29 protein-coding genes are annotated in these 24,420 nt (G+C 70.9%); 24 read left to right on the top strand and 5 right to left on the bottom strand.

Annotated elements, in window-relative coordinates:
• Positions 1–221 precede the first annotated feature (221 nt).
• The 5 genes from rpe (at position 222) to IF89_RS38115 (ending at position 3,387) form a co-directional block, all read left to right on the top strand.
• A complete protein-coding gene (gene rpe / locus IF89_RS0120090) occupies positions 222–908 on the top strand; it encodes a ribulose-phosphate 3-epimerase (RefSeq protein ID WP_030769703.1) in 687 nt (228 codons plus the stop codon).
• A 138-nt stretch (positions 909–1,046) separates the two neighbouring features.
• The gene (locus IF89_RS0120095) at positions 1,047–2,066 is read left to right on the top strand and encodes a sugar-binding transcriptional regulator (RefSeq protein ID WP_030769705.1); all 1,020 of its coding nucleotides are present in this window, start codon (positions 1,047–1,049) and stop codon (positions 2,064–2,066) included.
• Between the two features lie 142 nt (positions 2,067–2,208).
• Positions 2,209–2,430 carry a CarD family transcriptional regulator gene (locus IF89_RS0120100; protein WP_030769707.1) on the top strand — a complete coding sequence of 74 codons (222 nt, stop codon included), beginning with the start codon at positions 2,209–2,211 and terminating at the stop codon, positions 2,428–2,430.
• 52 nt (positions 2,431–2,482) lie between these two features.
• The gene (locus IF89_RS0120105; RefSeq protein WP_030769710.1) at positions 2,483–2,932 is read left to right on the top strand and encodes a ribonuclease domain-containing protein; all 450 of its coding nucleotides are present in this window, start codon (positions 2,483–2,485) and stop codon (positions 2,930–2,932) included.
• Positions 2,929–3,387 carry a barstar family protein gene (locus IF89_RS38115; protein WP_051807305.1) on the top strand — a complete coding sequence of 153 codons (459 nt, stop codon included), beginning with the start codon at positions 2,929–2,931 and terminating at the stop codon, positions 3,385–3,387. The genes IF89_RS0120105 and IF89_RS38115 overlap by 4 nt, the downstream gene beginning before the upstream one ends.
• A gap of 78 nt (positions 3,388–3,465) precedes the next feature.
• Here IF89_RS38115 and IF89_RS49370 read toward each other — a convergent pair whose 3' ends face one another.
• From IF89_RS49370 to IF89_RS0120135, 5 genes are read right to left on the bottom strand one after another with little or no spacing between them, the layout of a single operon-like run.
• Entirely contained in the window at positions 3,466–3,936 is a 471-nt protein-coding gene (locus tag IF89_RS49370; RefSeq protein WP_030769717.1) for a group II truncated hemoglobin, read from the bottom strand.
• Positions 3,933–4,322, bottom strand: coding sequence for an antibiotic biosynthesis monooxygenase family protein (locus IF89_RS49375; RefSeq protein ID WP_324605341.1), 390 nt, complete (start codon positions 4,320–4,322; stop codon positions 3,933–3,935). Before IF89_RS49375 ends, IF89_RS49370 begins: the two co-directional genes overlap by 4 nt.
• Before the next feature lie 12 nt (positions 4,323–4,334).
• Complete coding sequence (locus tag IF89_RS0120125; RefSeq protein WP_030769722.1) at positions 4,335–4,844, bottom strand: hypothetical protein; 510 nt, start codon at positions 4,842–4,844, stop codon at positions 4,335–4,337.
• Positions 4,845–4,899: 55 nt separating this feature from the next.
• Positions 4,900–6,636 carry an FAD-dependent oxidoreductase gene (locus IF89_RS0120130; RefSeq protein WP_030769728.1) on the bottom strand — a complete coding sequence of 579 codons (1,737 nt, stop codon included), beginning with the start codon at positions 6,634–6,636 and terminating at the stop codon, positions 4,900–4,902.
• Positions 6,633–6,899: a UBP-type zinc finger domain-containing protein gene (locus IF89_RS0120135; RefSeq protein ID WP_043194173.1), complete on the bottom strand. Its 267-nt coding sequence runs from the start codon at positions 6,897–6,899 to the stop codon at positions 6,633–6,635. Before IF89_RS0120135 ends, IF89_RS0120130 begins: the two co-directional genes overlap by 4 nt.
• A 272-nt stretch (positions 6,900–7,171) precedes the next feature.
• Between IF89_RS0120135 and IF89_RS0120140 the strand changes: the two genes are divergently transcribed.
• The 19 genes from IF89_RS0120140 (at position 7,172) to IF89_RS0120230 (ending at position 24,417) form a co-directional block, all read left to right on the top strand.
• Entirely contained in the window at positions 7,172–7,996 is an 825-nt protein-coding gene (locus tag IF89_RS0120140; RefSeq protein ID WP_030769733.1) for a type 1 glutamine amidotransferase domain-containing protein, read from the top strand.
• A gap of 41 nt (positions 7,997–8,037) precedes the next feature.
• Positions 8,038–9,678 (top strand): thiamine pyrophosphate-binding protein, encoded by a 1,641-nt coding sequence (locus tag IF89_RS0120145; protein WP_030769734.1) that lies wholly within the window; start codon positions 8,038–8,040, stop codon positions 9,676–9,678.
• 48 nt (positions 9,679–9,726) lie between these two features.
• Positions 9,727–10,161, top strand: coding sequence for a nuclear transport factor 2 family protein (locus IF89_RS0120150; RefSeq protein WP_030769735.1), 435 nt, complete (start codon positions 9,727–9,729; stop codon positions 10,159–10,161).
• A gap of 90 nt (positions 10,162–10,251) precedes the next feature.
• Entirely contained in the window at positions 10,252–10,707 is a 456-nt protein-coding gene (locus IF89_RS0120155; protein ID WP_030769737.1) for a nuclear transport factor 2 family protein, read from the top strand.
• A 4-nt stretch (positions 10,708–10,711) separates the two neighbouring features.
• A complete protein-coding gene (locus IF89_RS0120160) occupies positions 10,712–11,092 on the top strand; it encodes a nuclear transport factor 2 family protein (protein ID WP_030769740.1) in 381 nt (126 codons plus the stop codon).
• Between the two features lie 10 nt (positions 11,093–11,102).
• Positions 11,103–12,707 (top strand): GMC family oxidoreductase, encoded by a 1,605-nt coding sequence (locus IF89_RS0120165; RefSeq protein WP_030769742.1) that lies wholly within the window; start codon positions 11,103–11,105, stop codon positions 12,705–12,707.
• Positions 12,700–13,338: a DJ-1/PfpI family protein gene (locus tag IF89_RS0120170; RefSeq protein ID WP_030769744.1), complete on the top strand. Its 639-nt coding sequence runs from the start codon at positions 12,700–12,702 to the stop codon at positions 13,336–13,338. The genes IF89_RS0120165 and IF89_RS0120170 overlap by 8 nt, the downstream gene beginning before the upstream one ends.
• The gene (locus IF89_RS0120175) at positions 13,338–13,784 is read left to right on the top strand and encodes a VOC family protein (protein WP_030769747.1); all 447 of its coding nucleotides are present in this window, start codon (positions 13,338–13,340) and stop codon (positions 13,782–13,784) included. The genes IF89_RS0120170 and IF89_RS0120175 overlap by 1 nt, the downstream gene beginning before the upstream one ends.
• A 1-nt stretch (position 13,785) precedes the next feature.
• Positions 13,786–15,609, top strand: a complete 1,824-nt coding sequence (locus tag IF89_RS0120180; RefSeq protein ID WP_030769749.1) for an AGE family epimerase/isomerase — start codon at positions 13,786–13,788, stop codon at positions 15,607–15,609.
• A gap of 37 nt (positions 15,610–15,646) precedes the next feature.
• Positions 15,647–15,991 carry an STAS domain-containing protein gene (locus IF89_RS0120185; RefSeq protein WP_030769751.1) on the top strand — a complete coding sequence of 115 codons (345 nt, stop codon included), beginning with the start codon at positions 15,647–15,649 and terminating at the stop codon, positions 15,989–15,991.
• On the top strand, positions 15,988–18,135 hold the full coding sequence (gene glgX / locus IF89_RS0120190) for a glycogen debranching protein GlgX (protein WP_030769754.1): 2,148 nt from the start codon (positions 15,988–15,990) through the stop codon (positions 18,133–18,135). The genes IF89_RS0120185 and glgX overlap by 4 nt, the downstream gene beginning before the upstream one ends.
• Before the next feature lie 16 nt (positions 18,136–18,151).
• The gene (locus tag IF89_RS0120195) at positions 18,152–18,463 is read left to right on the top strand and encodes an STAS domain-containing protein (RefSeq protein ID WP_030769757.1); all 312 of its coding nucleotides are present in this window, start codon (positions 18,152–18,154) and stop codon (positions 18,461–18,463) included.
• A gap of 5 nt (positions 18,464–18,468) precedes the next feature.
• Positions 18,469–18,933 carry an ATP-binding protein gene (locus IF89_RS0120200; protein ID WP_234327818.1) on the top strand — a complete coding sequence of 155 codons (465 nt, stop codon included), beginning with the start codon at positions 18,469–18,471 and terminating at the stop codon, positions 18,931–18,933.
• Positions 18,915–20,174 (top strand): PP2C family protein-serine/threonine phosphatase, encoded by a 1,260-nt coding sequence (locus IF89_RS0120205; RefSeq protein ID WP_051807307.1) that lies wholly within the window; start codon positions 18,915–18,917, stop codon positions 20,172–20,174. Before IF89_RS0120200 ends, IF89_RS0120205 begins: the two co-directional genes overlap by 19 nt.
• Positions 20,175–20,918, top strand: coding sequence for a MinD/ParA family ATP-binding protein (locus IF89_RS0120210; protein ID WP_030769770.1), 744 nt, complete (start codon positions 20,175–20,177; stop codon positions 20,916–20,918).
• Positions 20,919–20,987: 69 nt separating this feature from the next.
• The gene (locus tag IF89_RS0120215; protein WP_051807309.1) at positions 20,988–21,728 is read left to right on the top strand and encodes a type 1 glutamine amidotransferase domain-containing protein; all 741 of its coding nucleotides are present in this window, start codon (positions 20,988–20,990) and stop codon (positions 21,726–21,728) included.
• A gap of 49 nt (positions 21,729–21,777) precedes the next feature.
• Complete coding sequence (locus IF89_RS0120220; protein ID WP_030769776.1) at positions 21,778–23,262, top strand: aldehyde dehydrogenase family protein; 1,485 nt, start codon at positions 21,778–21,780, stop codon at positions 23,260–23,262.
• A 31-nt stretch (positions 23,263–23,293) separates the two neighbouring features.
• Positions 23,294–23,908: an NADPH-dependent F420 reductase gene (locus tag IF89_RS0120225; RefSeq protein WP_030769779.1), complete on the top strand. Its 615-nt coding sequence runs from the start codon at positions 23,294–23,296 to the stop codon at positions 23,906–23,908.
• Positions 23,905–24,417, top strand: coding sequence for a (2Fe-2S)-binding protein (locus tag IF89_RS0120230; protein ID WP_420706946.1), 513 nt, complete (start codon positions 23,905–23,907; stop codon positions 24,415–24,417). Before IF89_RS0120225 ends, IF89_RS0120230 begins: the two co-directional genes overlap by 4 nt.
• The last annotated feature ends 3 nt before the right edge of the window (positions 24,418–24,420 follow it).

Below are 24,420 nucleotides of genomic sequence, written 5' to 3' on the forward strand. Positions count from 1 at the left end.
GCGGGCCGGTCCCTGCGAAACGGGCCGGACCGGAAAGGCACAGACGGGGCGGTCAGCGGCGTCGGACGAAGCCCGGCGGCCCGAGATCGCCACGCGCTCCCGCACGACGGCGGTGGCAGGCCGCGTGGGCTGGTCACAGACGCCTCCGGTTGCGCGCGGAGCGCGGATCCGACTTGCGGGGTCGTGGCCGGAAGGGGCTGTTGGCATGGCAGGCTTGGGGCATGGCCGCTCAGATTTATCCCAGCATCCTGTCCGCCGACTTCGCCCGTCTCGCCGAGGAGGCGAAGGCCGTCGAGGGGGCCGACTGGCTGCATGTCGATGTCATGGACAACCATTTCGTCCCGAACCTCACCCTCGGCATGCCGGTCGTGGAGTCCTTGAGTCGCGCCACGGACATCCCGCTGGACCTGCACCTGATGATCGAGAACCCGGACCGCTGGGCGCCGCAGTACGTGGAGGCCGGCGCGGGCTCGGTCACCTTCCATGCCGAGGCCGCGGCGGCGCCGGTCCGCCTCGCGCGGGAGATCCGGGCCAAGGGCGCGCGGGCCTCCATGGCGCTCAAGCCGGCGACCCCCGTGGAACAGTACGAGGACATCCTCCCCGAGCTCGACATGCTGCTGATCATGACGGTCGAGCCCGGCTTCGGCGGCCAGCCCTTTCTCGACATCATGCTCCCCAAGATCCGCCGTACCCGGGAGCTGATCGCCAAGCACGGTCTGGAGCTGTGGCTCCAGGTCGACGGCGGGGTCTCGGCCTCCACCATCGAGCGCTGCGCCGAGGCCGGCGCGGACGTCTTCGTGGCGGGCAGCGCGGTGTACGGGGCGGTCGATCCGGCGGCGGCCGTCCGTACGCTGCGTGACCAGGCGGGTGCGGCGATCGCGGCGGCGCCGTGGGCCTGCGACCACTGAACCGCGCGTTGGTGGACAGCTCGGTGAACGGAAGCTGTCCAGGCTGATCAACGGCCGTCGGATCTGACAGGATGAACGGCGAGTCGAGAGTGTGAACACGAGAGTGTGAACAGCAGTGAGGAGAACGCGGTGTCTGCAATGTCGGCGGGACGGTCAGCCCTGCGGATGGGACCCGCGGAGCTGGTTCAGGCGGCGGCCATGGCCCGCCGCTTCTACCTGGAGGGCAAGTCCAAGATCCAGATCGCCGAGGAGTTCGGCGTGAGCCGCTTCAAGGTGGCCAGGGTCCTGGAGACCGCTCTCGAACGCGACCTCGTGCGCATCGAGATCCGTGTCCCCGCCGAGCTCGACGCCGAGCGGTCGGACGCGCTGCGGGCCCGCTACGGCCTCCGGCACGCCGTCGTCGTGGAGTCGCCGGCCGACGCCACCACCGAGGACGCGCCCGACCCGGAGAACCTGGGCGCGGTCGCCGCCGACCTGCTCGGCGAGCTCGTGAGCGAGGGCGACGTCCTGGGGCTGGCGTGGGGCCGTTCGACCATCCACATGGCCGCCTCCCTGCACCGGCTGCCGCAGTGCACCGTGGTGCAGCTGACGGGCGTGTACGACGCGGGGACCGCGGAGCGCGGCTCGGTGGAGGCCGTCCGCAGGGCCGCGCAGGTCTCGGGCGGCGACGCCCACCCGATCTACGCCCCCATGCTGCTGCCGGACCCGGCGACGGCGGCGGCGCTGCGCAGCCAGACCGGGATCGCGCGCGCCTTCGACTACTTCGACAAGGTCACGGTCGCGGCCGTCTCCATCGGTTCCTGGGAGCCGGGCATCTCGACCGTCCACGACATGCTGACGGACGAGGAGCGGGCGCACTACGCCTCGCTGGGCGTGGCGGCGGAGATGTCCGCCCACCTCTTCGACTCCGAGGGCCGGCGGGTCGGCCGGGACCTCGGCGAGCGGTGCATCACCGTCGAGGCGGACCGGCTGCGGCGGATCCCCGAGGTCGTGGCGATCGCGGGCGGGCTGCGCAAGGCTTCCGCGATCGGTGCGGTGCTGCGGTCGGGGCTGGTCACCAGCCTCGTCACCGATACGGCGGTGGCCGACTACCTGCTGACGGAGTCGGCTCCGGGGCTGCGGCCGGCCCTGGACCGGGCCGACCCCGACGACCTGTAGGAACGGCCTCTCAGGACGACCCGCCGGGGCGACCCGTCGGGGTGGCCCGAACCGGCGCGGCGCGGGCCGTGGTGCGGATGGTGCCCGGATCGAGATCCGAAGGGCCGCCGCACATCGGCCCGCCGGGCGCATACTGGGTGCGATGACAAAATCAGCAGTGCCTCGCCGTCATTTGCCGTCCAGCCCGTTCAAGGCGCCCGTGGAACAGCCCGTCCGGCAGTTCAGCGTGGGCGACCGGGTCAGCCACGACGAGCACGGTCTCGGCCGTGTCGTCGGAATCGAGGAGGGGATCGCCGTTCTCGTCGACTTCGGTTCGGTCCAGAAGCGCATTCTGAGTCCGTACAGCAAGATGGCCGTGCTCTGACGCGACCATCGAGCGGTTCGCGGACGAACCGGATATTTGGCACGATCGGCGCATGATCTTCCGGACCATGCGCCGACGGCTGTCGCGTCCGCTGGGGGCCGTGTTCCTCTGCATCGCGCTCGTCGCCTCGGCGGGCTGCGGCGTGCAGGAACGCGGCCCCTCCGCCGTCGGGGGCAGCAGCGCCGCCGCTGCCGAGACGGGCGGTGTGCCGGGCTGGGCCCGGGGGATGGCCGTCGTACGGGCCGACGAGCTGCCGCGGCAGGCGCGGGACGTCCTCGCGCTCATCGACCGGGGCGGGCCGTATCCGTACCGGCAGGACGGCGCCGTCTTCGGGAACTTCGAGAAGGCCCTGCCGCGGCAGAAGCGCGGCTACTACCACGAGTTCACGGTGCGTACGCCGGGGGAGCGGGATCGGGGGGCCCGGCGGATCGTGACGGGCGGGGGCGGGGAGTTCTACTACACGGACGACCACTACGAGACCTTCAAGGCGGTTCTCCGATGACCCTGCATCCGCAGCCGCTCGCCCCGGCCCTCGCGGCGGCCGAGGCGGCGGGCCGGACGACCGTACGGCTTGACCTGGACGGCGTACGGGGGAAGGCGGAGCTGATGCGGCGGTGCGGGGGTGCCTTGCGGCTGCCGGAGTGGGGCGGCGGGAACTGGGACGCGTTGGCGGACGCGTTGCGGGATCTGTCCTGGTTGGCTCCGGAGGGCGGGGCCGGGGCCGGGGCCGGGGGCGCGGGGTGGGTCGTCGTGGTGACGTCGTGGGAGGGGTACGCGGGGGCGCGGCCCGGGGAGTGGGAGACGTTCGTGGAGGTGCTGGAGGAGGCCGTTGCGTTCTGGAGGGAGGGGCGTGGGGAGGCCGGGCTTGTGGTGGTGCTGGCCGCGCCGGAGTCCGGGTGCGGGCCGGCCGCCGGGGCTCCGCCCCGGACCCCGCGCCTCAAGCACCGGCGGGGCTGAAAGAGCGCCTCAAGCACCGGCGGGGCTGGAGGGTGCGGCGGGGTGAACCGGGTGGTACAGCCACCCGGTTCGGTGGGGTCAGTCCGTCTTCGGGATCCATGGCGGGGTCTGGCCCCAGGTCCAGACCGGGATGTCGGCCGCGTCGACCGGTGGGGGGTTGGGGCCCGAGTAGATCAGGGCCATGCGGGTGCCCCACTCGATGTAGTAGGCGAAGACGCCGCGGAACTCGGGGTCCGTGGGGAGGCCGACCTCGTCGGCCGTGTCCATCAGCAGGTCCACCCAGCGGCGGCGCTGCTGCTCGGTGATCGCCCGGCCCAGGTGCTTGGTGGCCATGTGCTGGTGGCCGCCGTGGTGGGCGGTGTAGTCCGCCGGGCCGCCGAAGACCTCCGAGAGCCAGACCGCGACGTGCTGCGGGTGCTCGGCGTCCATGCCCGCGAAGACGGGGGCCAGGATCTCGTCCTGCAGGGCGTGGGCGTAGAAGGCGTCGGTGAGGCGGTTCATCGCCTCCGCCCCGCCCATCCACTCGTAGATGGTGGGTGTGGTGCTCATCGCTGTGCGGCGCCCTTCCCCGTGCCCACGACGTCCGTCACGTGGTAGTGCTGCATCTCCTCGATCGCCGTCACGTAGGGGCGGATCGCGGTGAAGAAGGCCGGGAAGTGCTCCCCCTTGCGGAAGCCGCCCAGGTGGGCTTCCACCGAGGTCCAGCGGATCCGGAGGATGTAGCGCTCCTTCTCCTCCTCGCAGCGGGCCAGTTCGTAGTCGATGCACTCGGGCGCGGCGGCCAGCGACTCGGCCGCCCGGGCGTACGCGTCCTCGAAGGCCTCCTGGTCGTCCCCTGCGATCCGGTAGCGGATGTATTCGACGGTGGTCGTCACGGTGCGTACCTCTCCCTGGGTGTAGGTCCCGGCCAGCCTTACGCGATCACGCCGCTCCATGGGGCGGATTCCTCAATCGGACCCGGACTTCATGGAGTCCGCCGGACCGGAGACGTCCGGGCCCTGCGCGCGGACCCGGCCGACCCGGTCCAGGGAGTCGCGCAGGTCCGCCAGCCAGCTGTCGGTGTTGCGGCCGACGAGGCGGACGCACCAGGCCAGTGCGTCGGCCCGGCTGCGGGCCACGCCCGCGGCGACCAGGGTGTCGAGGACCTGGCGTTCGGACTGGCGCAGGCGGGTCATGACGGGGACGGCGAGGTGGGTGAAGAGGGTCGTCCCGTCACCCACCCGTACGCCCCAGGCGACCTTGCGGCGGTAGAGCTCCTCGGCTTCACGGGCGACTTCGATGCGCTGTTCGCGGGTGCGTTCGCGGAACTCCCGGACCGACTCGGTCGCCGGGATCGTACCGACGACCGTGATCTCCTCGCGGTCGACGGTGACCGGGTCGAGGGACTCGTACACGTCGACCGGCAGGCGCTCGGCGAACCACGCGCGGAGCTGTGCGCTCTGTTCTTCTGTAATCATGTAATCAACGTTGCGTCGGGTGTGCTCTTGATCACAAGACCCGGGGCGTTCGCTCTCAGCCCATCGAGCGGTAGCGGTGGATCAGGGAGACGGCCATCGCCCCCTCACCCACGCCGGACGCCACCCGCTTGACCGAGTGGGCGCGGACGTCGCCCGCCGCGAAGACACCGGGCACGCTCGTCTCCAGGGGGTAGGGCGCCCGTTCCAGGCTCCACTCGGCCGGGAGCTCGCCGCCGTTCGCGATGAGGTCCGAGCCGGTCAGGACGAAGCCGTACTCGTCCCGCTCGACGACGCCCGCGAGCCAGTCGGTGTGCGGGCGGGCCCCGATGAAGGTGAACATGAAGCGGGCGGCGACCTCGGTGTCCTTGCCGGTCCGCGCGTCGTGGAGGGTGAGGCGCTCCAGGTGCTCCGCGCCGTCCAGCCGGACCACGGTGGTGCGGACCCTGACCTCGATGTTGGGGGTGCGTCCGATCTCGTCTATCAGATAGCGGGACATGCTCGCGTCCAGGGACGAGGCGCGGACCAGGATCGTCACGCGGGCGGCGTACTTGGCGAAGTGGACGGCGGCCTGTCCCGCCGAGTTGGCCCCGCCGACGATGAACACGTGCTGGGAGATGCAGGCCGAGCTCTCCGTGGTCGCCGCGCCGTAGTAGAGCCCGGCCCCCTCGAAGCGGTCGGCGCCCGGCGCGTCGAGCCGGTTGTACGAGACTCCGGTCGCGAGCAGGACCGTCTCGGCGGAGATCTCCGTGCCGTCGGCGAGGGTCAGGATCTTCGCGGGGTCGTCCCGGGTCAGCGAGACCACCTCCACCGGGTGCAGGATCTCGGCCCCGAAGCGGGAGGCCTGGATGGTCGCCCGGCGGGTCAGGTCCCCGCCGGACAGGCCCGAGGGGAAGCCGAGGTAGTTCTCGATCAGGCTGGAGGTGCCGGCCTGGCCGCCGGGGGCCCGGGAGTCCAGCATCAGCGTCGACAGCCCCTCCGAGGCCGAGTAGACGCCGGCCGCCAGCCCTGCGGGGCCCGCTCCGACGATGACGCACTCGTAGTGCGGGCGCGAGGCGGTGGTGGCCAGGCCCAGATGCCGGGCGAGCTGCGTGTCGGTGGGCGCCGAGAGCACCGCTCCGTCGGGGAAGCGGACCAGGGGCAGGGCCGCGTCCGGCTGGGCGGCGATCAGTGTCAGCGCCTCCGGGTCCCGCTCGACGTTGAGGAAGCGGAACGGCTGGCCGTTGCGGGTGAAGAAGTCCCGTACGGCGTGGGTGCCGGGGGAGACGAGGTGCCCGGCGACGATGATGCCGTCGTAGGCGGGACGGTAGGTCGCCAGCCAGTCCGACAGCAGGTCGTCCAGGACCGGGAAGAGGCGCTCGTGCGGCGGGTCCCACGGTTTGAGCAGGTAGTAGTCCAGCCGAACCCGGTTGATCGCGGTGATCGCCGCGTCGGTCTCGGCGTACGCGGTCAGCAGCACCCGGCGGGCGTCGGGGAAGCGGCTGACGGCCTCCAGCAGGAACTCGACGCCCGTCACGTCCGGCATGCGCTGGTCCACCAGGAACAGCGCCGGATCGTGGCCCCGCTCGTCGAGGGAGTCGAGGATCTTCAGGGCGTCGGCCGCCGAGGAGGCGCCCAGGACCCGGTAGCGGTCGCCGTAGGCGCTGCGCAGGTCGCGGCGGACGGCCCGCAGCACCTGCGGGTCGTCGTCGACGGCCAGGATCACCGGCTTGCGGCTCTCCGCGCGCCCCGCGGCGGCCGGGGAGGCGGTGGGGACGGCGGCGGGCGCGGGCGAGCTCCCCGGGGCCGCGCTCATGCCGGGTCCAGCATCAGCTGGTCGGCGTAGCACCAGGCCCAGTCCTCGCCGGGCTCGTGGGAGGCCGCGATCGGGTGCTCGGTGGTCCGGTAGTGCCCGGTGGCGTGACGGTTCCTCGACGAGTCGCAGCATCCGACGTGCCCGCAGCTGAGGCACAGCCTCAGGTGCACCCAGGTGTCGCCGGCGGCGAGGCACTCCTCGCAGCCCACCGCGGTGGGCTCCACCGGGCGTATCCGATCGATGTGTGTGCACAACAGGTCCATCGTCATCGTCGCCGTCCCTCTCCTCGTACTTCGCGCGCCCGCGATTCACGGCGCGTCCAGACCTTAGGGCGGGCCCCGTGAAATGGTTCACCGATTCGGCCGAAGTCACCTAGTCCTGGCACTACTTCATGACGTTCGCGCGCGACTTCCTGACGTGCCGCAGTCAGCTGTCCCGCTACCTCACGAAGTCGCATGCCGGCGCTTTGACGCAGGCTCCGGGCCCGGCCAGTGTGGGGGACGCCAACGACAACAGGCGGCGCCTGGAGGAATACGTGAGCAGAAAGATTCTGGTCATTGTCTCCGAACACGGTTACTGGGCCGAGGAACTGATAGGCCCCGTCTCGAAGTTCGACGAGCAGGGCTATGAGGTCATATTCGCCACGCCGACCGGAAAGCGTGCGCACGCTCTCCCGCCGAGCCTCGACGCGAACTACATCGACCCCCCGCTCGGACGCTCGGTGACCACCGAGGAGAACGCCCGGCTGGGTCGGGAGTTCGAGCAGTCGAGCCGGCTGGACGCGCCGCTCGACATCGAGGCGTGGGTGCCCGAGCGTCCGTACACGAGCGACGCGGCCTACCTGCCCAAGCTGGAGCAGTACCACCGCGAGCTCGATGCACTCGACGCGGAGATCGCCGGGTACGACGCGATCCTCATCGTCGGCGGCAGCGGCCCGATCGCCGACCTCGCCAACAACGAGCGCGTGCACGCCCTGATCCTGGCCTTCCACAAGGCCGGCAAGGTCGTGGCCGCCGAGTGCTACGGGGTCGCCTGCCTGGCCTTCGCCCGGGACTGGGACGACCGCAGGAGCATCATCCGGGGCAAGCACGTGACCGGCCACTGCAAGGAGTACGACTACAAGGACGGCACCGGATTCCTCGGTACCGATTTCAACATGGGGCCGCCGCCGTATCCGCTGGAGTACATCCTGCGCGACGCGACGGGACCGCGCGGCGCCTATCACGGAAACTTCGGAAAACCGGTCTCGGTGATCGTCGACTTCCCCTTCGTCACCGGACGTTCCACCCCGGACTCCTATCTCACGGGGCAGAAGATCGTGGAGGTCCTGGAGGACGGGCTCACCCGGTACGGCTGGTAGTCCCGGAAAGCGCCGGGAAATCGAAGGTCGAGGGGGAATTCATGGAAGCCACTCCCGGACGGGAAAGGCTGATCGAGCAGTTCAAGGCCGACGGCCTGAAGGTGATGTTCGGAAATCCGGGGACGGTGGAACAGGGATTCCTCGACGCGGTGGACGCGGCGGAGGACTTCCGTTACATCCTCGCCCTCCAGGAGACCGTGGCCGCCGGGATCGCCGACGGGTACGCCCGGGCGACCGGCGGCGCGGCCCTGCTCCAGCTGCACTCGGGCGTGGGCCTGGGCAACGGCATCGGGATGCTCTACCAGTCGCTGCGCGGCCACACCCCGCTCGTCGTCGTCGCCGGCGACGCCGGGGTGCGCTACGACGCCATGGACGCGCAGATGGCAGCCGACCTGGTGGCGATGGCCAGGCCCGTGACCAAGTACGCCACCCGCGTCACCGACCCGCGGTCCGTGCTGCGCACCGTCCGGCGGGCCGTCAAGATCGCGCTGACCCCGCCGCGCGGGCCGGTGTTCGTCGCCCTGCCGATGGACGTGCTGGACGAGCCCAACTCCGAGCCCGTCCTGCCCACCGCGGTCCCGCTCACGGACGTCGCCCCCTCGCCGGCGTCGATCGGCCGGGCGGCCGAACTGCTGGCCTCCGCCGAGCGGCCGGTCGTCCTGGTCGGCGACGGGGTGGCGCTCTCCGGGGCGCAGCGCGAACTCGCGGCCGTCGCCGAGCTGCTGGGCGCCGACGTGTACGAGGTCGACTCCTCCGAGGTGAACATCGCCGCCTCGCACCCGCTGCGCCGCGGCCAGACCGGCCACATGTTCGGCCCGCGCAGCAAGGAGCTGATCGGTGACGCCGACGGCGTGCTCATCGTCGGCACCTATGTCTTCCCGGAGGTGTTCCCCGAGCTGGAGAGCCCCTTCCGGGCGGGCGCGAAGGTCGTCCACATCGACCTCGACGCCTATGAGATCGCCAAGAACCACCCGGTGGACCTGGGCCTCGCCGCCGATCCCCGGCAGGCGCTGCGGGCGCTGGCCGGCGTACTGGAGCGGCAGCTCACCCCGCAGCGCCGGGCCGCCGCGGCCGCCCGGCTCGACGTACGGACCCGGGAGCGGGCCCGGGCGGCCGGAGCGGCCGGCGAGGACGACACCACGCCGATGGGCGTCTTCCTGCGGACCCTGGCCGAGCGCACCGGCGGGGACCTGATCGTCTTCGACGAGGCGCTGACCACGTCGCCGCTGGTCACCCGGTACCTGCCGGCGGAGCGCCCCGGCGACTACCACCTCACCCGGGGCGGCTCGCTCGGCGTCGGCCTCCCCGGGGCGGTCGGCGCGAAGCTGGCCCGTCCGGACCGGCTCGTGGTGGGCTTCGCGGGCGACGGCGGCTCCATGTACACCTACCAGGCGCTGTGGACCGCGGCCCGGCACGGCATCGAGGCCAAGTTCGTCGTCTGCAACAACCGCAAGTACCGGCTGCTGGACGACAACATCACCCAGTACTGGCGGGAGCGGGACATCCCGGAGCACGACTTCCCGGGCTCCTTCGACCTCTCCCACCCCGAGATCGACTTCGCCGGGCTGGCCCGCTCGCTGGGCGCCGGCGGGATGCGGGTGGAGAAGCCCGACGAGGCGGTCGCCGCGGTGGGCCGGATGCTGTCCCACCCCGGACCGTTCCTCGTCGACGTGCAGATCTGACGGCACCGCACCGCAACCGACGCAACCGACGGAACAGGAGGAGACCGCATGCCCGCCGAGCGGCAGCTGACCGAGGACGCGATCCGCACCTTCGCCGAGAACTGGTACGCGGCGCTGGACCAGCACGCGGCCCCGGCCGATGTGCTCGCCATGATCACCGAGGACCTGGAGTTCACGGTCCCCGAGGACACCTTCCTCGGCCACGACGGCTTCGGCCGCTGGTACGAGGCCGTCACCCACCGCTTCTTCGACGAGGTCCACACGGTCACCAAGGTGGAGCCCGTCGTCGAGGGCGACCGGGCCGCCGTCCGGGTCCTCGTCAACTGGCAGGCCAAGATCTGGGACCCGCCGGCCGCCCGCAGCCAGTGGCTCGGCTTCGACGCCGACCAGACCTGGACCGTGGTCGCCGGCCCCGACGGACCGCTGATCAAGCAGTACACCGTCAACGGCCTGGCGCCGATGCCCGGTTCCGGCTCCCTGTGACCGCCGACCCGACTGCCGAACAGCGACCGCCGACCGCAGGCCGCCGAAGAGCGACCGCCGACCGCCGACCGCGGTGAAGGAGAAGCGACGATGACCGACGTGACACCGGAACGGGTCCGGGCGGCCTACGCCGCCCTCGGCTCCGGCGACCGGGCCCGGATCCTGGAGTACTACTCCGAGGACCTGCGCTGGCTGGTCCCGGGCAACCACCCCCTGGCCGGCTGGTACGAGAGCCTGGACGCCTTCCTGGAGCTGATGGGCCAGACCCACAAGCTCACCGGCGGCACCTTCCGCATGGACCTCGAAGAGGTGCTGGTCGGCGAGGACTGCTCGGCGGACCTGTGCCGCAACGTCGCCCGGCGGGCCGGCCCGGCCGGGGCGGGCGGATCCCCGTACGAGCGGATGGACTACCCGGTCTTCCACTTCATGCGGTGGCGGGACGGCCGGATCGTCGAGGGCCGCGACGGGCTCTTCGGGGACACGGCCGCCGCCTTCAGCCAGTTCTGGGCGCCGTTCGCGCCGGACGGAACCCGCAGGGACCGATAGGGGGATGAGCGCTGTGGACGCACGACAGATCCTGCAGAAGTACTACGAGTACGCCAACGCCGGGGACTGGGACCGCTGGTGCGACCTGTTCGCCGACGACCAGGTCATGGACGAGCAGCTCGCCGGCCACATCGAGGGCCTGGAAGTGCTCCGCTCGATGATGAAGGGCATGGGGACGATGTACCGCGTCTTCCGCAACGAGCCCGTGCACTTCCTCGTCGACGGCGAGAAGGCCGCCGCCGTCTCCCACCTGACCGCGGTCAGCGCCTCCGGAGAGCCCGTCGAGGCCGAGGTCATGAACTTCTTCCGGATCGTGGACGGAAAGATCGCCTACATGGCGAACTACCACGACACGGTCCCCTTCCAGGTCCTGAGCCAGGACTGAGGGGGCACAGGTGAGCGCGGAAGAGTACGACTACATCGTCGTGGGATCCGGCACCGCGGGCAGCGTCCTGGCGAACCGGCTCTCCGAGGACCCGGACGTCTCCGTCCTGGTCCTGGAGGCGGGCGGCTCCCGGATCCCGCCCGAGGTGGACGACCCGTCCTCCTGGTACAAGCTCCTCGGCGGCCCCCTGGACTGGGGCTACACCAGCACCCCGCAGCCCGGGCTCGGCGGACGCCGTACGTACGAGCCGCGCGGCAAGGCCCCCGGCGGCAGCAGCAACCTGTACATCATGATGCACATCCGCGGCCACGCCTCGGACTTCGACAACTGGGCCTACCAGGGCGCCGCCGGCTGGGCGTACGAGGACGTGCTGCCCTACTTCGCCCTGCTGGAGGGCCAGGAGGACGCCACCGCCCCCACCACCGGCACCCTCGGCCCGCAGCGGGTCACCAACGCCGGGCTGCACGGCCCCAATCCCGTCTCCCGCGCCTTCATCGACGCGGCGGTCGAGCTGGGCCACGAGGAGATCGCCGACTTCAACACCGACGGCCCCCGACGCGGCCTCTTCGGCACCGGCTGGCACCACATCGACGTGGCCGACGGCCGCCGCCAGGGCGTCCTCGCCGCCTACCTGGAGCCCGCCCTCGACCGGCCGAACCTGACACTGCGCACCCACGCCCAGAGCACCCGGCTGCTCTTCGACGGCGACACCTGCACGGGCGTCGATTACGTCCAGCTCCAGGCGCCCGTCGACCGTCCCGGCCGGACCGTCCGCGACGGCCACAGCAGTGCCGCCGAACCCGGGCTGCACACCGTACGGGCCCGGCGGGAGGTGGTCGTGGCCGCCGGGGCGATCGAGTCGCCGAAGCTGCTGCTGCTCTCCGGCCTCGGCCGGCCCGAGCAGCTGCGCGCGCACGGCATCGAGGTCACCGCGGCCCTGCCCGGGGTCGGCGAGAACTTCCACAACCACGTACTGACCGGCCTGATGGCCGAGGTGACCCAGGAGCTCCCGCCGCCCGCGCAGAACCTGTCGGAGAGCGCTCTGTTCCTGTCCTCACGACCGGGACTGCCCGCCCCCGACCTGCAGATCGCCTTCGTGCACGTCCCCTTCGACGTGATCGTCGGCAAGGACCACCCCCACACCGTGTCCATCCTGCCCGGCGTCGTCCGCCCGGTCTCGCGCGGCTGGATCAGGCTGGCGAGCGCCGATCCGCTGGCCCACCCGCTGATCAACCCGAACTACCTGGGCGACCGGTGGGACCTCGAACGCATGGTGCAGGGCGTCCGGATCGCCCGCGAGATCTTCGCGACCTCGGCGTTCTCACCCTGGTACAAGCAGGAGCTGCAGCCCGGTCCCGAATGCGCGAGCGACGAAGACCTGCGGACCTTCGTGAAGCAGAAGTCGGAGAGCTACCACCACCAGGCCGGCTCCTGCCGCATGGGCATCGACGACCTCGCCGTCGTCGACCCGGAACTGCGGGTGCACGGCGTACGCAACCTGCGCGTCGTCGACGCCAGCGTGATGCCCGCCGTGCCGTCGGGCAACTGCCACACCGCCATCGCGATGATCGCCGAGCGCGCGGCGGACTTCCTGAGGGGGACCCGCCGTGCCTGACGCCGTCCTGCGCGAGGGCGCACTGTCCGGGACCCGGATCGCGGTCCTGGTCGAGAGCGACTACTACGAGCCGGAGATCTTCTACTACCGGCACCGGTTCGCCGAGGAGGGGGCCGAGGTCCACTTCCTGACCCGGCTGTGGGGCAACGACTCCCTCACCTTCACCGGGCACGAGTACCGGGCCCCCCTCACCGTGGACCGGTCCCTGGAGGGACTGACCGACGAGGAGCTGCGCGGGTACGCGGCGCTCATCGTGCCGTCCGGCATGGTGGCCGACCGGCTGCGCTACACCGAGGACGTGGACGTCCTCGCCCCGGCCACCGAGCTGCTGCGCCGGGCCTTCGAGGAGCCGGCGGTCCTCAAGGGGATCATCTGCCACGGCATGTGGCTGGCGTCCTCGATCCCGGGGAAGGTCCGCGGCCGCAAGGTGGTCTGCCACAACAACCTGATCGGCGACGTCCGCAACATGGGCGGCGAGTACGTGGACGAGGACGTCGTGGTCGACGGGGACCTGGTCACCGGCCGCACCGGCGCCCACCACCACCTGTTCGCCCGCCGGATCATCGAGCTGACCGCCGCGGGGCGGGGCCGGGGGACCGTCCCCCGGCCACCCCTGGGGGGTGCGCCCTGATGGGCGGCGCCGGGGACCGGCCGATGGTCTGGTCGCACGTCGGCCTGAACTGCCGGGACCAGCAGGCCACCGAGGACTTCTACACCCGCCACTTCGGCTTCTCCCGGGCCCGCGTCGTCGACCTCGGGGAGTCGCAGATCGTGTTCCTGCGCAAGGGGGACGCCTACCTGGAGCTCTTCGCGGCGGACAGCGAGCCGGCCCGGCCGGCGCACGACGACGGGCCGCAGGCTCCGGGCACGATGCGGCACCTGGCGTTCGCGACCGACAGCGTGGACGCGTTCCTGGCCGACCTCGGCGACGCGGCGGAAGTGACCCTGGGCCCGCTGGACTTCGACGACTTCATCTGCGGCTGGCGGACCGTGTGGGTCCGCGACCCCGACGGGGTGATCGTCGAAGTGAGCCAGGGATACGAGGACGACAGCACTCACGACAAGGACGGTGCATGACATGGCGGACGCCGTGAGCTTCTCCTTCTCCGACACCATCGCGGGCTACGTCGTCCGCTTCGACTCCGGTGCGCGCCTGCTGCGGCTGAAGACCGCGGACGGCCGGGAGTTCGACGTCTCCCTCGCCGGCGACCCCAGCGCCGAGCTGGTCCGCAACCTGGACGAGCCGTACATCGACGCCTCCGGGCACATCGACGAGATGCTCTCGCCCGGTCGGTTCCTCTTCGTCCACGGCATCCACTACCCCGAGCACGGCGGCCGCTTCGACGCCAAGCGCCTGGTGTTCCTGGGCCGCGGGGCCGAGGACTACCGCTTCGAGGAGGGCAGCTGGTGGATCAAGCAGATCGAGTCACTGGCCGACTTCTACCGGCGCGCGCAGTTCGGCGACGGACCGGTGGACTTCACCGAGTACCGCACCGAGATCCGGCTCGGCGGGGACAAGACCGCCAGCCACGTCCAGGAGACCGACACGATCTCCCGCCTGGTCTACGGCATGGCCTCGGCCTACCTGCTCACCGGCAAGGACGAGTACCTGGAGGTCGCCGAACGCGGCACCGAGTACCTGCGCAAGCACATGCGGGTCGTCGACGGCGAGGAGGACGTGGTCTTCTGGTACCACGGCATCAGCGTCGACGGGGACAGCGAGCGCAAGCTGTTCACGTCGGAGTTCTCCGACGACTACGACGCGATCCCGATGTACGAGCAGATCTACGCGCTGGCCGGGCCCGTCCAGACCTACCGGATCACCGGCGACGTCCGGATCAAGAACGACGCGGACGCCACCATCCGGCTGTTCGACAAGTTCTTCTTCGACCCGGAGCAGGGCGGCTACTACTCCCACATCGACCCGATCCTCTTCCGCGCGGACCACGAGTCCCTGGGCGAGAACGCCGAGCGCAAGAACTGGAACTCCGTCGGCGACCACGCCCCCGCCTACCTGATCAACCTCTATCTGGCGACGGGCGAGCAGAAGTACGCCGACTTCCTGGAGTACACCTTCGACACGATCGCGGACAAGTTCCCGGACTACAAGAACAGCCCCTTCGTCCAGGAGCGCTTCTTCCGCGACTGGTCCCACGACAAGGCGCACAGCTGGCAGCAGGACCGCGCCGTCGTCGGCCACAACCTCAAGATCGCCTGGAACCTGATGCGGATGAACTCGCTGAAGGCGAAGCCCGTGTACGAGGAGCTCGCCCGGAAGATCGGCGAGATCATGCCGGCCGTCGGCAGCGACGTGCAGCGCGGCGGCTGGTACGACGTCGTGGAGCGCGTGAAGCAGGGGGACCAGGAGACGTACCGTTTCGCCTGGCACGACCGCAAGGCCTGGTGGCAGCAGGAGCAGGCGATCCTCGCCTACCTCATCCTGAACGGCACGGTCGGCGGGGAGGCGAACCTGCGCGAGGCCCGGCAGGCGCAGGCCTTCTACAACACCTTCTTCCTCGACCACGACGAGGGAGCCGTCTACTTCAACGTCCTCGCCGACGGTACGCCGTACCTGCTCGGCACCGAGCGGCTCAAGGGCAGCCACTCGATGTCCATGTACCACTCGGCGGAGCTGTGCTATCTCGCCGCCGTCTACAACAACCTGCTCATCAACGGCCGGGAGATGGACTTCCACTTCCAGCCCGACCCGACCGGCCTGCCCGACCGCGTCCTGCGCGTCTCGCCCGACCTGCTGCCCGCCGGCTCGGTGCGGATCGCGTCCGTGGAGATCGACGAGAAGCCGTACACCGACTTCGACGCCCAGGCGCTGACCGTGCGCCTGCCCGACGTGCCCAGCCGCGTCAAGGTGAAGGTGCGGTTGCGGCCGACGGCCGGAAAGTAGCGCTCAACGGGGGGCGCCCCAACCAGAGGGGAAGGCAATGACTCTCAACGTCAAGGAACGCCGGAACAAGACGGGCACCGTGCTCGTCGCCACCGGCGAGATCAACAGCGAGACGTCCGGCACGCTGCTCCAGTCCCTGCTGCCGCTGGTCCGCGAGGGCAAGCCGCTGCGGATCGACCTCACGGCGGTGACCTACGTCTCCAGCGCGGGCCTGCGCACCCTGCTCGTCGTCTACCGCGAGGCCCAGCACGCCGGCGTGGCCGTCACCCTCTACGGGGTGAGCGAGGAAGTCCGGTTCGTCATGTCGGCCACCGGCTTCCTCGACTTCTTCGAGACCGGCGAGGCCGCCGCCGCGGCCGCCAGGGCCAAGGCCGCCCGATGAGCGGGACCCGGTCCGAGCAAGTGCTGCGCGTCGACGCGTACCCGACCCACGAGGTGGGCGGGTATCGCGTCCGCGCGGGCAAACCGTTTCCCTTCGGGGCCAACGTGGTCCCCGGCGGGGTCAGCTTCTCCGTCTTCTCCGACCAGGCCACCTCCATGACCCTGGTCATCTACAAGCGCGGAGAGCCCGAACCGATGGCCGAACTGGTGTTCCCCGAGGAATTCCGCACCGGCAGCGTGTTCGCCATGACCGTCTTCGGCCTCGATCACGAGAACATCGAGTACGGGTACCGCGCGGACGGCCCCTACGACCCGGTCACCGGCCACCGCTTCGACGCCCGCCAGGTCCTCTCCGACCCCTACGCCCGGCTGATCGCCGGCCGCGACGTGTGGGGCGACGAGCCGGACTACAGCCGCGGCTACCAGTACCGCTCCCGCGTCTGCCTCCAGGACTTCGACTGGGGCGACGACACCCCGCTGGGCATCCCCGCCGAGGACCTCGTCGTGTACGAGGCCCACGTGCGCGGCTTCACCCGCCACCCCAACTCGGGCGTCACCGCCCCCGGCACGTTCGCCGGGCTGCGGGAGAAGATCCCGTACCTGAAGGAACTGGGGGTCAACTGCATCGAGCTGCTGCCCGTGTTCGAGTTCGACGAGTGCGACAACCCGCGCTCCAACCCGGAGACGGGCGAGAAGCTCTTCGACTACTGGGGCTACAACACCGTCTCCTTCTTCGCCCCCAAGGCCGGCTACGCGGCCACCGGACGCTACGGGATGCAGGGCGACGAGTTCCGCACCCTGATCAAGGACCTGCACGCGGCCGGCATCGAGGTCATCCTCGACGTCGTCTTCAACCACACCGCCGAGGGCAACGAGCAGGGGCCGACGATCTCCTTCAAGGGGCTCGACAACGCCACCTACTACATGCTCACGCCCGAGGGCTACTACTTCAACTTCAGCGGTACCGGCAACACGGTCAACTGCAACCACCCCGTCGTGCGCAACTTCGTCCTCGACTGCCTGCGCCACTGGGTCGCCGACTACCACATCGACGGGTTCCGCTTCGACCTCGCCGCCATCCTCGGCCGATCGCTGGACGGCACCCCCCTGCCCAACCCGCCGCTCCTGGAGCTGCTCGCCTACGACCCGGTCCTGCGGCACACCAAGCTCATCGCCGAGGCCTGGGACGCCGGTGGCCTCTACGAGGTGGGCAACTTCCCGGCGTACGGACGCTGGGCGGAGTGGAACGGCAAGTACCGCGACACCGTGCGCCGTTTTCTCAAGGGCGACCCCGGCGTCACCGGCGAACTGGCCACCCGCATCGCCGGCTCGCCCGACCTCTACTCCGGCCGCGGCACCGCCGCCTCGGTCAACTTCCTCACCGCGCACGACGGGTTCACCCTCGCCGACCTGGTCTCCTACAACGACAAGCACAACGAGGCCAACGGCGAGGGCAACAACGACGGCGCCAACGACAACAACAGCTGGAACTGCGGCGCCGAGGGCCCCACCGACGACCCGGCGATCAACACCCTGCGCACCCGCCAGATGAAGAACGCCCTCGCCATCCTCCTCACCAGCCAGGGCATCCCCATGCTGCTCTCCGGCGACGAGGTCGGCAGGACCCAGCAGGGCAACAACAACACCTACTGCCAGGACAACGAACTGTCCTGGTTCGACTGGGACCAGGTCGACGACAACGCCGAACTGCTCCGCTTCACCCGCCACATGATCGCCTTCCGCAAACGCCACCGCGAGCTGCGCTCCACCTCCCACCCCACCGGACAGGTCCGCGAGCACCTCGGCCTGCCCGACATCAGCTGGCACGGCGAACGGGCCTGGCAGCCCGACTGGTCGGCGGACAGCCGCCTGGTGGCGGTCGCCCGCTGCGGCGCCGGGGACGACGACGTGGTGTACGTCGCCATGAACGCCCACTGGGAGTCCCACGACCTGGAACTGCCCGCGCTGCCCGGCGGACGCAGCTGGCACCTGTTCGCCGACACCGGGGCCGAGGCACCGCACGACATCCGCACCCCGGGCACCGAGCCGGAGCTGGACAACGCCGGCAAGTACCTGATCGGCCCGCGCTCGGTGGTGGTCCTCGTGGGCCGCACCAACGACCCCGACGCATCCGACACGCCCTGACCGAAGGAGACCTGACATGCCGCTTTCCGTGTCCCTGAGCATCGTCGGCGACACCACCGTGATCGAACTGTCGGGCGAGCTGGACGCCGAGACCGCGCCGGACTTCCACCGCACCATCGAGAAGGCCGCCGGGCACGGCACCACCACCGTCGAGATCAGGATGGCCGGCGTCGGCTACATGGCCAGCGCCGGACTGCGCTCCCTCGTCTTCGCGCAGCAGAAGATCGCGGACCACGTCACCATCAAGGTGGTCGGTGCCATCGAGCCCGTCTCCCGGACCATCCGGACGGCCGGCCTCGACCGCAGCATCGTCATCTGCGACGAGTGACGACCATGAGCGACATGGTCGAGCTGGCGAGGACGCCCGTCGTACTGGAGGTGCCCGCGACGATCGGGGCACTGGGCGACATCGCCGCGTTCGTCCTGCGACTGGCCGGCCGGGCGGGGCTCGACCGACACGCCTCGTACCGGCTCCGGCTGGCCGTCGACGAACTGGCCACGAACATCGTCATGCACGGGTACCGGGGCGGCGACGGACGGATCACCGTCCGCGGCCGCTCCGGCCCCGGCGGGGTGCAGGTCACCGTCGAGGACACTGCCCCGGCCTTCGACCCCGTCGCGGGCCGACTGCCGCCCTGCCCCGGGGTCCCCCCGCAGGACCGGCGGATCGGCGGCCTCGGCATCCACCTTGCCCTGACCAGCGTGGACGAGTTCGCCTATGCCCGCAGGGACGGCCGCAACATCAGCACGCTGACCGTGAAGGCTGAGGGGACGGACCCATGCCCTCCACGACCGTGATCATCCTCGACGCGCACCCGTCTCCGCCGCCGCAACTGCTGCACGCCCTGCGGGCGATGGACGCCTCCCTCGTCACCCGCACCCTGACGGAGCTGAACGAAGGCCCGCTGGAGCTGCTGCCCGTCGCGGACGTGCTGCTCGCCCCGGCCGAGTCCGACGGGGACGCCGTACGGACGGCCGTACGCCGGCTGCGCCGCTGGGCCGGAGCACCCATCGTGGTCGTCTGGACCGTGACGGAGTTCGCCGCCCTGGAGGAACACGTCCGCATCGGGCACGACTACCTCGTACCGCCCTTCCTGCCCGCCCTCGTCGGAGCCCGGCTGCACAGCTGCTCGGAGCGCGCCGGACTCGGCCGCACCCTGCGCGAGGCCGACGCCCGCGCCGAACTCATGGGATACGAGAAGGAACTGCAGATCGGCCGGGAGATCCAGGCCGGCTTCCTGCCCGAATCACTGCCCGTCCCCGACGGCTGGGAGATCGACGTCCGCTTCCGGCCCGCCCGGCAGGTCGCCGGGGACTTCTACGACGTCTTCGAGATCTCCCGCGGCCGCCGGCTCGCCTTCGTCGTCGCCGACGTCTGCGACAAGGGGGTCGGCGCCGCGCTCTTCATGGCGCTCATCCGCTCCCTGCTGCGGCACACCGCCCAGAACAGCGGCCTCCAGCACCTGGTCGCCGCCGGCCGGGCCGGGGGCAGCCGGCGGATCCCGGTGGTCGGCGCCACCCCCCTGCTCAACGCGGTCACCGCCACCAACGGCTACCTCACCAGCAACCACCTGCGGCAGGGCTACTTCGCCACCCTGTTCTTCGGGGTGCTGGACCCGCTCACCGGCAGCCTCGTCTACATCAACGGCGGCCACAACCCGCCCCTGCTGCTGCCCGCCGACGGCCGCCCCCCGGCCGCCCTGGACATCACCGGACCGGCGGTCGGGGTCCTGCCCGACTGCGTCTACACCCTCGGCTACGCCCAGCTGGACCCGGGCGACACCCTCTTCGCGTTCACCGACGGCGTCCCCGAGGCCCGCTGCCCGAACGGCAGCTTCCTCGGCGACGAAAGGGTGCTGGAACTGCTCACCGGCCCGCCGGCGAGCGGCAAGGACGTCGTCGACCGGATGGACCTGGCGGTGCGCGAGCACACCGGCACCGCCGAACAGCACGACGACGTCACCATGCTCGCCCTGCACCGTCCGCGTACGGCGCGGGGGCCGTACGCGGACGGCGCCGGCCGGCGGGTGGTGGCCTAGGTGGCCCGCACCGTCGTGGTGCACTCGCACCGCGGGGGGACGGGCAAGTCCTCGGTCCTCGCCAACCTCGCGCTGCTCATCGCAGCCGGGGGACGCCGGGTGGGAGTGGTGGACACCGACATCCAGTCACCCACCCTGGACCTGCTCTTCCGGCTCGACCCCGGCCCCTCCCTGGCCGACTACCTGCTCGGCCGCTGCGAGATCGAGGCCGCCGCCCAGCCGGCCGGCGTGCCCGGGCTGTACGTCGTACCGGCCCGGACCGGGACGGCGGCCCTGCGCGAGCTGATGGCCGGGGGCTACGACGTGGGCCTGCTGCCGGAGGGCTTCGACCGGCTGGCCGAGCACTACGCGCTCGACGTGCTGCTGCTCGACACCCACGCCGGACTCAACAACGAGTCCGTCACCGCGATGGCGAGCGCCGACGTACTCGTCATCATGGCGCGGGCCGACCGGATCGACCTCTCCGGGGTCGAGGAGACCATCGCCCTCGCCGGGCGCCTGGCCTGCCGCCGGACGGTGGTGCTGAGCATGGCGCCCGCGGGCATCGACCGGGACGCCGCCCGCCGCCGCTCCGAGGAGGTCTACGGCGCACCCGTGGCCGGAATCCTTCCGTACTCGCCGGAAATGGCCTCCCTGTACGGAGAGCGCATATTTGCAGAAGCCCATCCCGACCATCCCCTGGTCGGTGAATTCCGCACCATCATCTCGGCGTTGGACGCACGTGACGAAGTATCGCGGGCCTGACGTCACCCCCTTACGCCCCCTGCGGGGGGCGTGTTGAATCGGCAGCGAATCCAGAACAAGGAGAGAATCATGAAGATTCTCGTCGTCATGACGGCCAAGGCGACCCTGCACCTGCTGGACGGCGAACAGCATCCCTCGGGATTCTGGGCAGAGGAATTCGTCGTTCCCTTCTCGCTCTTCAAGGCCGCCGGCCACGACGTGGACGTGGCGACGATCGCCGGCCGCGCGCCCACGGTCGACCGGACGAGCATCGACCCCCGGTTCCTCCAGTGGGTCCGGCCCCAGGGTTCACCCGACGAGGACGCGGCCAACGCCGCCGAGTACGTCCGCGTCATCGAGAACACCCCCCAGCTGAAGGCCCCCCTGGCCCTGGAGTCCCTCACCGAGAAGGACATCGCCGACTACGACGGCGTCTACGTCAGCGGCGGCCACGGCGCGATCGGAGACCTGCCCAAGTCCGACGAACTCGCCCAGATCCTGCGCTGGGTCATCGCCCAGGACAAGCCCCTCGCGACGGTCTGCCACGGCCACACCTCGCTGCTCGCACTGCGCGACGGCGAAGGCCGCTGGCCCTTCGAGGGCTACCGGATGACGGCCTTCTCGCACGACGAGGAACTGGTCACCGACATGGCCGGCCGGCTCCCGCTGATCCTCGAAGTGGAGCTCACCCGCCTCGGCGCCCGCTACGAGAAGGCCGCCGCCATCTGGGACTCGCACGTGGTCGTCGACCGCAGGCTGACGACCGGCCAGAACCCGTACTCCTCCAAGGCCCTCGCGGAGACGTTCCTGAGCCAGCTCGCGAAGGGCTGAGGGGACACCCCACCCCCGCCCGCCCCGCATCCGACACCGGAAGGCAGCCATGACCAAGCGTGAGCTGAGCGGCCCGCCCCTCGCCAACCCCGGGAAGCTCTTCATCGGCGGCAACTGGGTCCCGGCCCGCGACGGCCGTACCGAACCGGACATCAGCCCCGTGGACGGCCAGGAGATCGTGCCCGTCGCCCAGGCCGCCGCGACCGATGCGGACGCGGCCGTCACCGCCGCTCGCACGGCGTACGAGGAAGGCCCCTGGAGCAGACTGTCCGCCCAGGAGCGGGCGCTGCGGCTGAACCGGGTCGGTGAGCTCATCGAGCGCGACCTGGAGGAGATCGCGCTGCTGGAGACCGTGGACATGGGCAAGCCGTTCGCCTTCTCCAGCACCGTCGACGCCCCCATGGCCGCCCAGCTCATGCACTACTACGCCGGCGCGGTGACCCGCGTCGACGGCTCCTCGCGCGCCCCTGCCGGCGGTCAGCTCGCCTACACCCTGCGCGAACCGCTCGGCGTGGTCTGCGCGATCACCCCGTTCAACTTCCCGCTGCTGCTGTCGATGACGAAGATCGCCCCGGCCCTGGCCGCGGGCAACACGGTCGTCCACAAGCCCTCCCCGGCCACCCCGCTCACCGCCCTGAAGATCGCCGAGCTGTTCCAGGAGGCGGAGATCCCCGACGGGGTGCTGAACGTCGTCACCGGCCCCGGCGTGGAACTGGGCGAGACGCTCACCGGCCACCCCGGCATCGACAAGATCGCCTTCACCGGCTCCACCGTGGTCGGCCAGTCGATCATCCGCAAGGCGGCCGGCACCCTGAAGAAGGTCACGATGGAACTCGGCGGCAAGTCCGCCAACATCGTCTTCGCCGACGCCGACCTCGACGCCGCCGAGGAACTCGCCTTCTTCGGCATCTACTACAACAAGGGCGAGATCTGCACCGCCGGGTCCCGGCTGCTGCTCCAGCGCCCGGTCCACGACGAACTGGTGGAACGCCTCGTGCGCCGGGCCGCCGCCCTCAAGCCCGGCGATCCCCGCGACCCGGCCACCCTCTTCGGCCCCCTCGCCCACCGCGCCCAGTTCGACAAGGTCAGCTCCTACATCGAGGTCGGCGAGAAGGAGGGCGCGGTCCTGCGGACCGGCGGCACCGGCTGGACCCCGGAGGGGGCCTCCGCCGAAGGCCTCTACTTCCTGCCGACCGTCTTCACCGGCGTCGACAACGGCATGCGGATCGCCCAGGAGGAGATCTTCGGCCCGGTCCTGTCGATCATCCCCTTCGACACGGAGGAGGACGCCGTGCGCATCGCCAACGACAGCGCGTACGGCCTCGCCGCCGGCGTCCACACCAAGGACCTGCGCCGCGCCCACCGCGTCGCCTCGCAGATCAAGGCCGGCACGGTCTGGGTCAACTGCTACAACCAGTACGACCCCGCGGTGCCCTACGGCGGCTACAAGGCCTCCGGATTCGGCCGCGAATGCGGGCCCGAATCCCTCGAGAGCTACACCCAGACCAAGTCGGTCTGGATCGGCATGGACTGACAGCGTCGGATCCGCACCCCGAGGAGCGGCAATGCGTACAGGCATCATCGGCACCGGGCGGATCGGCACGGTCCTCGCGAGGATCCTGGTGGCAGCCGGCCACCCCGTCGTCCTCGCCAACGCCCGCGGCCCGCACACCCTCGGCCCGCTCGTGGCCGAGCTGGGCCCGGCGGCCTCGGCGGCGCACCCCGCCGAGGCCGCCGCCCAGGCCGAACTCCTGGTGCTGATGGTGCCCTTCGCGCGCGTCCGCGGACTGCTCCCGCCGCACGCCGTGCAGGGCAAGGTGCTGGTGGACGCGACGAACGCGTTCGGCGGCCCCGGCGCCCCCGCCGACCTCGGCGGGCGCGCCTCCAGCGACCTGGTCGCCGAGTGGTACCCGGGCGCCCAGGTCGTCAAATCACTGAACACCATGCATTTCGAAACCCTCGCCGTCGCCGGAACCGCACCCGGAGAGCGCCTGGCACATTTCACCGCGGGCGACGACGCGAAAGCGAAGGAAATCGTCGCGGGGATCATCGCGGATCTCGGATTCGCCCCCGTCGACACCGGCCCGCTGCACTCCGGAGGAATTCTCCAGCAGCCCGGCGGGCCCCTTTTCAACCGGCCGCTCACGGAAGCGCAGGCGCTGGCATGGATATCACACTGAACGTGAACGGAAGACCCGAGCAGTTCTCGGCCCGGCCGAACGAACTGCTCGTGGAACGGCTCCGCGACGGCCTCGGACTCACCGGAACCAAGGTGGGCTGCGACACCGGCCAGTGCGGCTCCTGCGTGGTCCGCCTCGACGGCCGGTCCGTCAAGAGCTGCCTGGTCCTCACCGCCTCCGCCGCCGGCGCGGAGGTCGCCACCATCGAAGGCGTCACCACCCGGGGCGGAGAACTGTCCGGCCTCCAGGAGGCCCTGCGCCAGGAGCACGGTACGCAGTGCGGCTTCTGCACCCCCGGCATGGTCATGGCCCTCGGCGAGCTCGTCGAGGCCACCGCCGACGGGCCGGCCCCCACCGAGCCCGAGATCCGCGAGTGGCTCACCGGCAACCTGTGCCGCTGCACCGGCTACCACAGCGTCGTACGGGGGGTGCAGCGCGCCTGCGCCGCCACCCGCGACGAGGTCGCCGCCGGCCCCGCCGCGACCACCGCAGCCGCACCGGAGGTGTGAGGG

It is taken from the genome of Streptomyces sp. NRRL F-2664 (assembly GCF_000719345.1).
GTDB lineage: Bacteria > Actinomycetota > Actinomycetes > Streptomycetales > Streptomycetaceae > Streptomyces.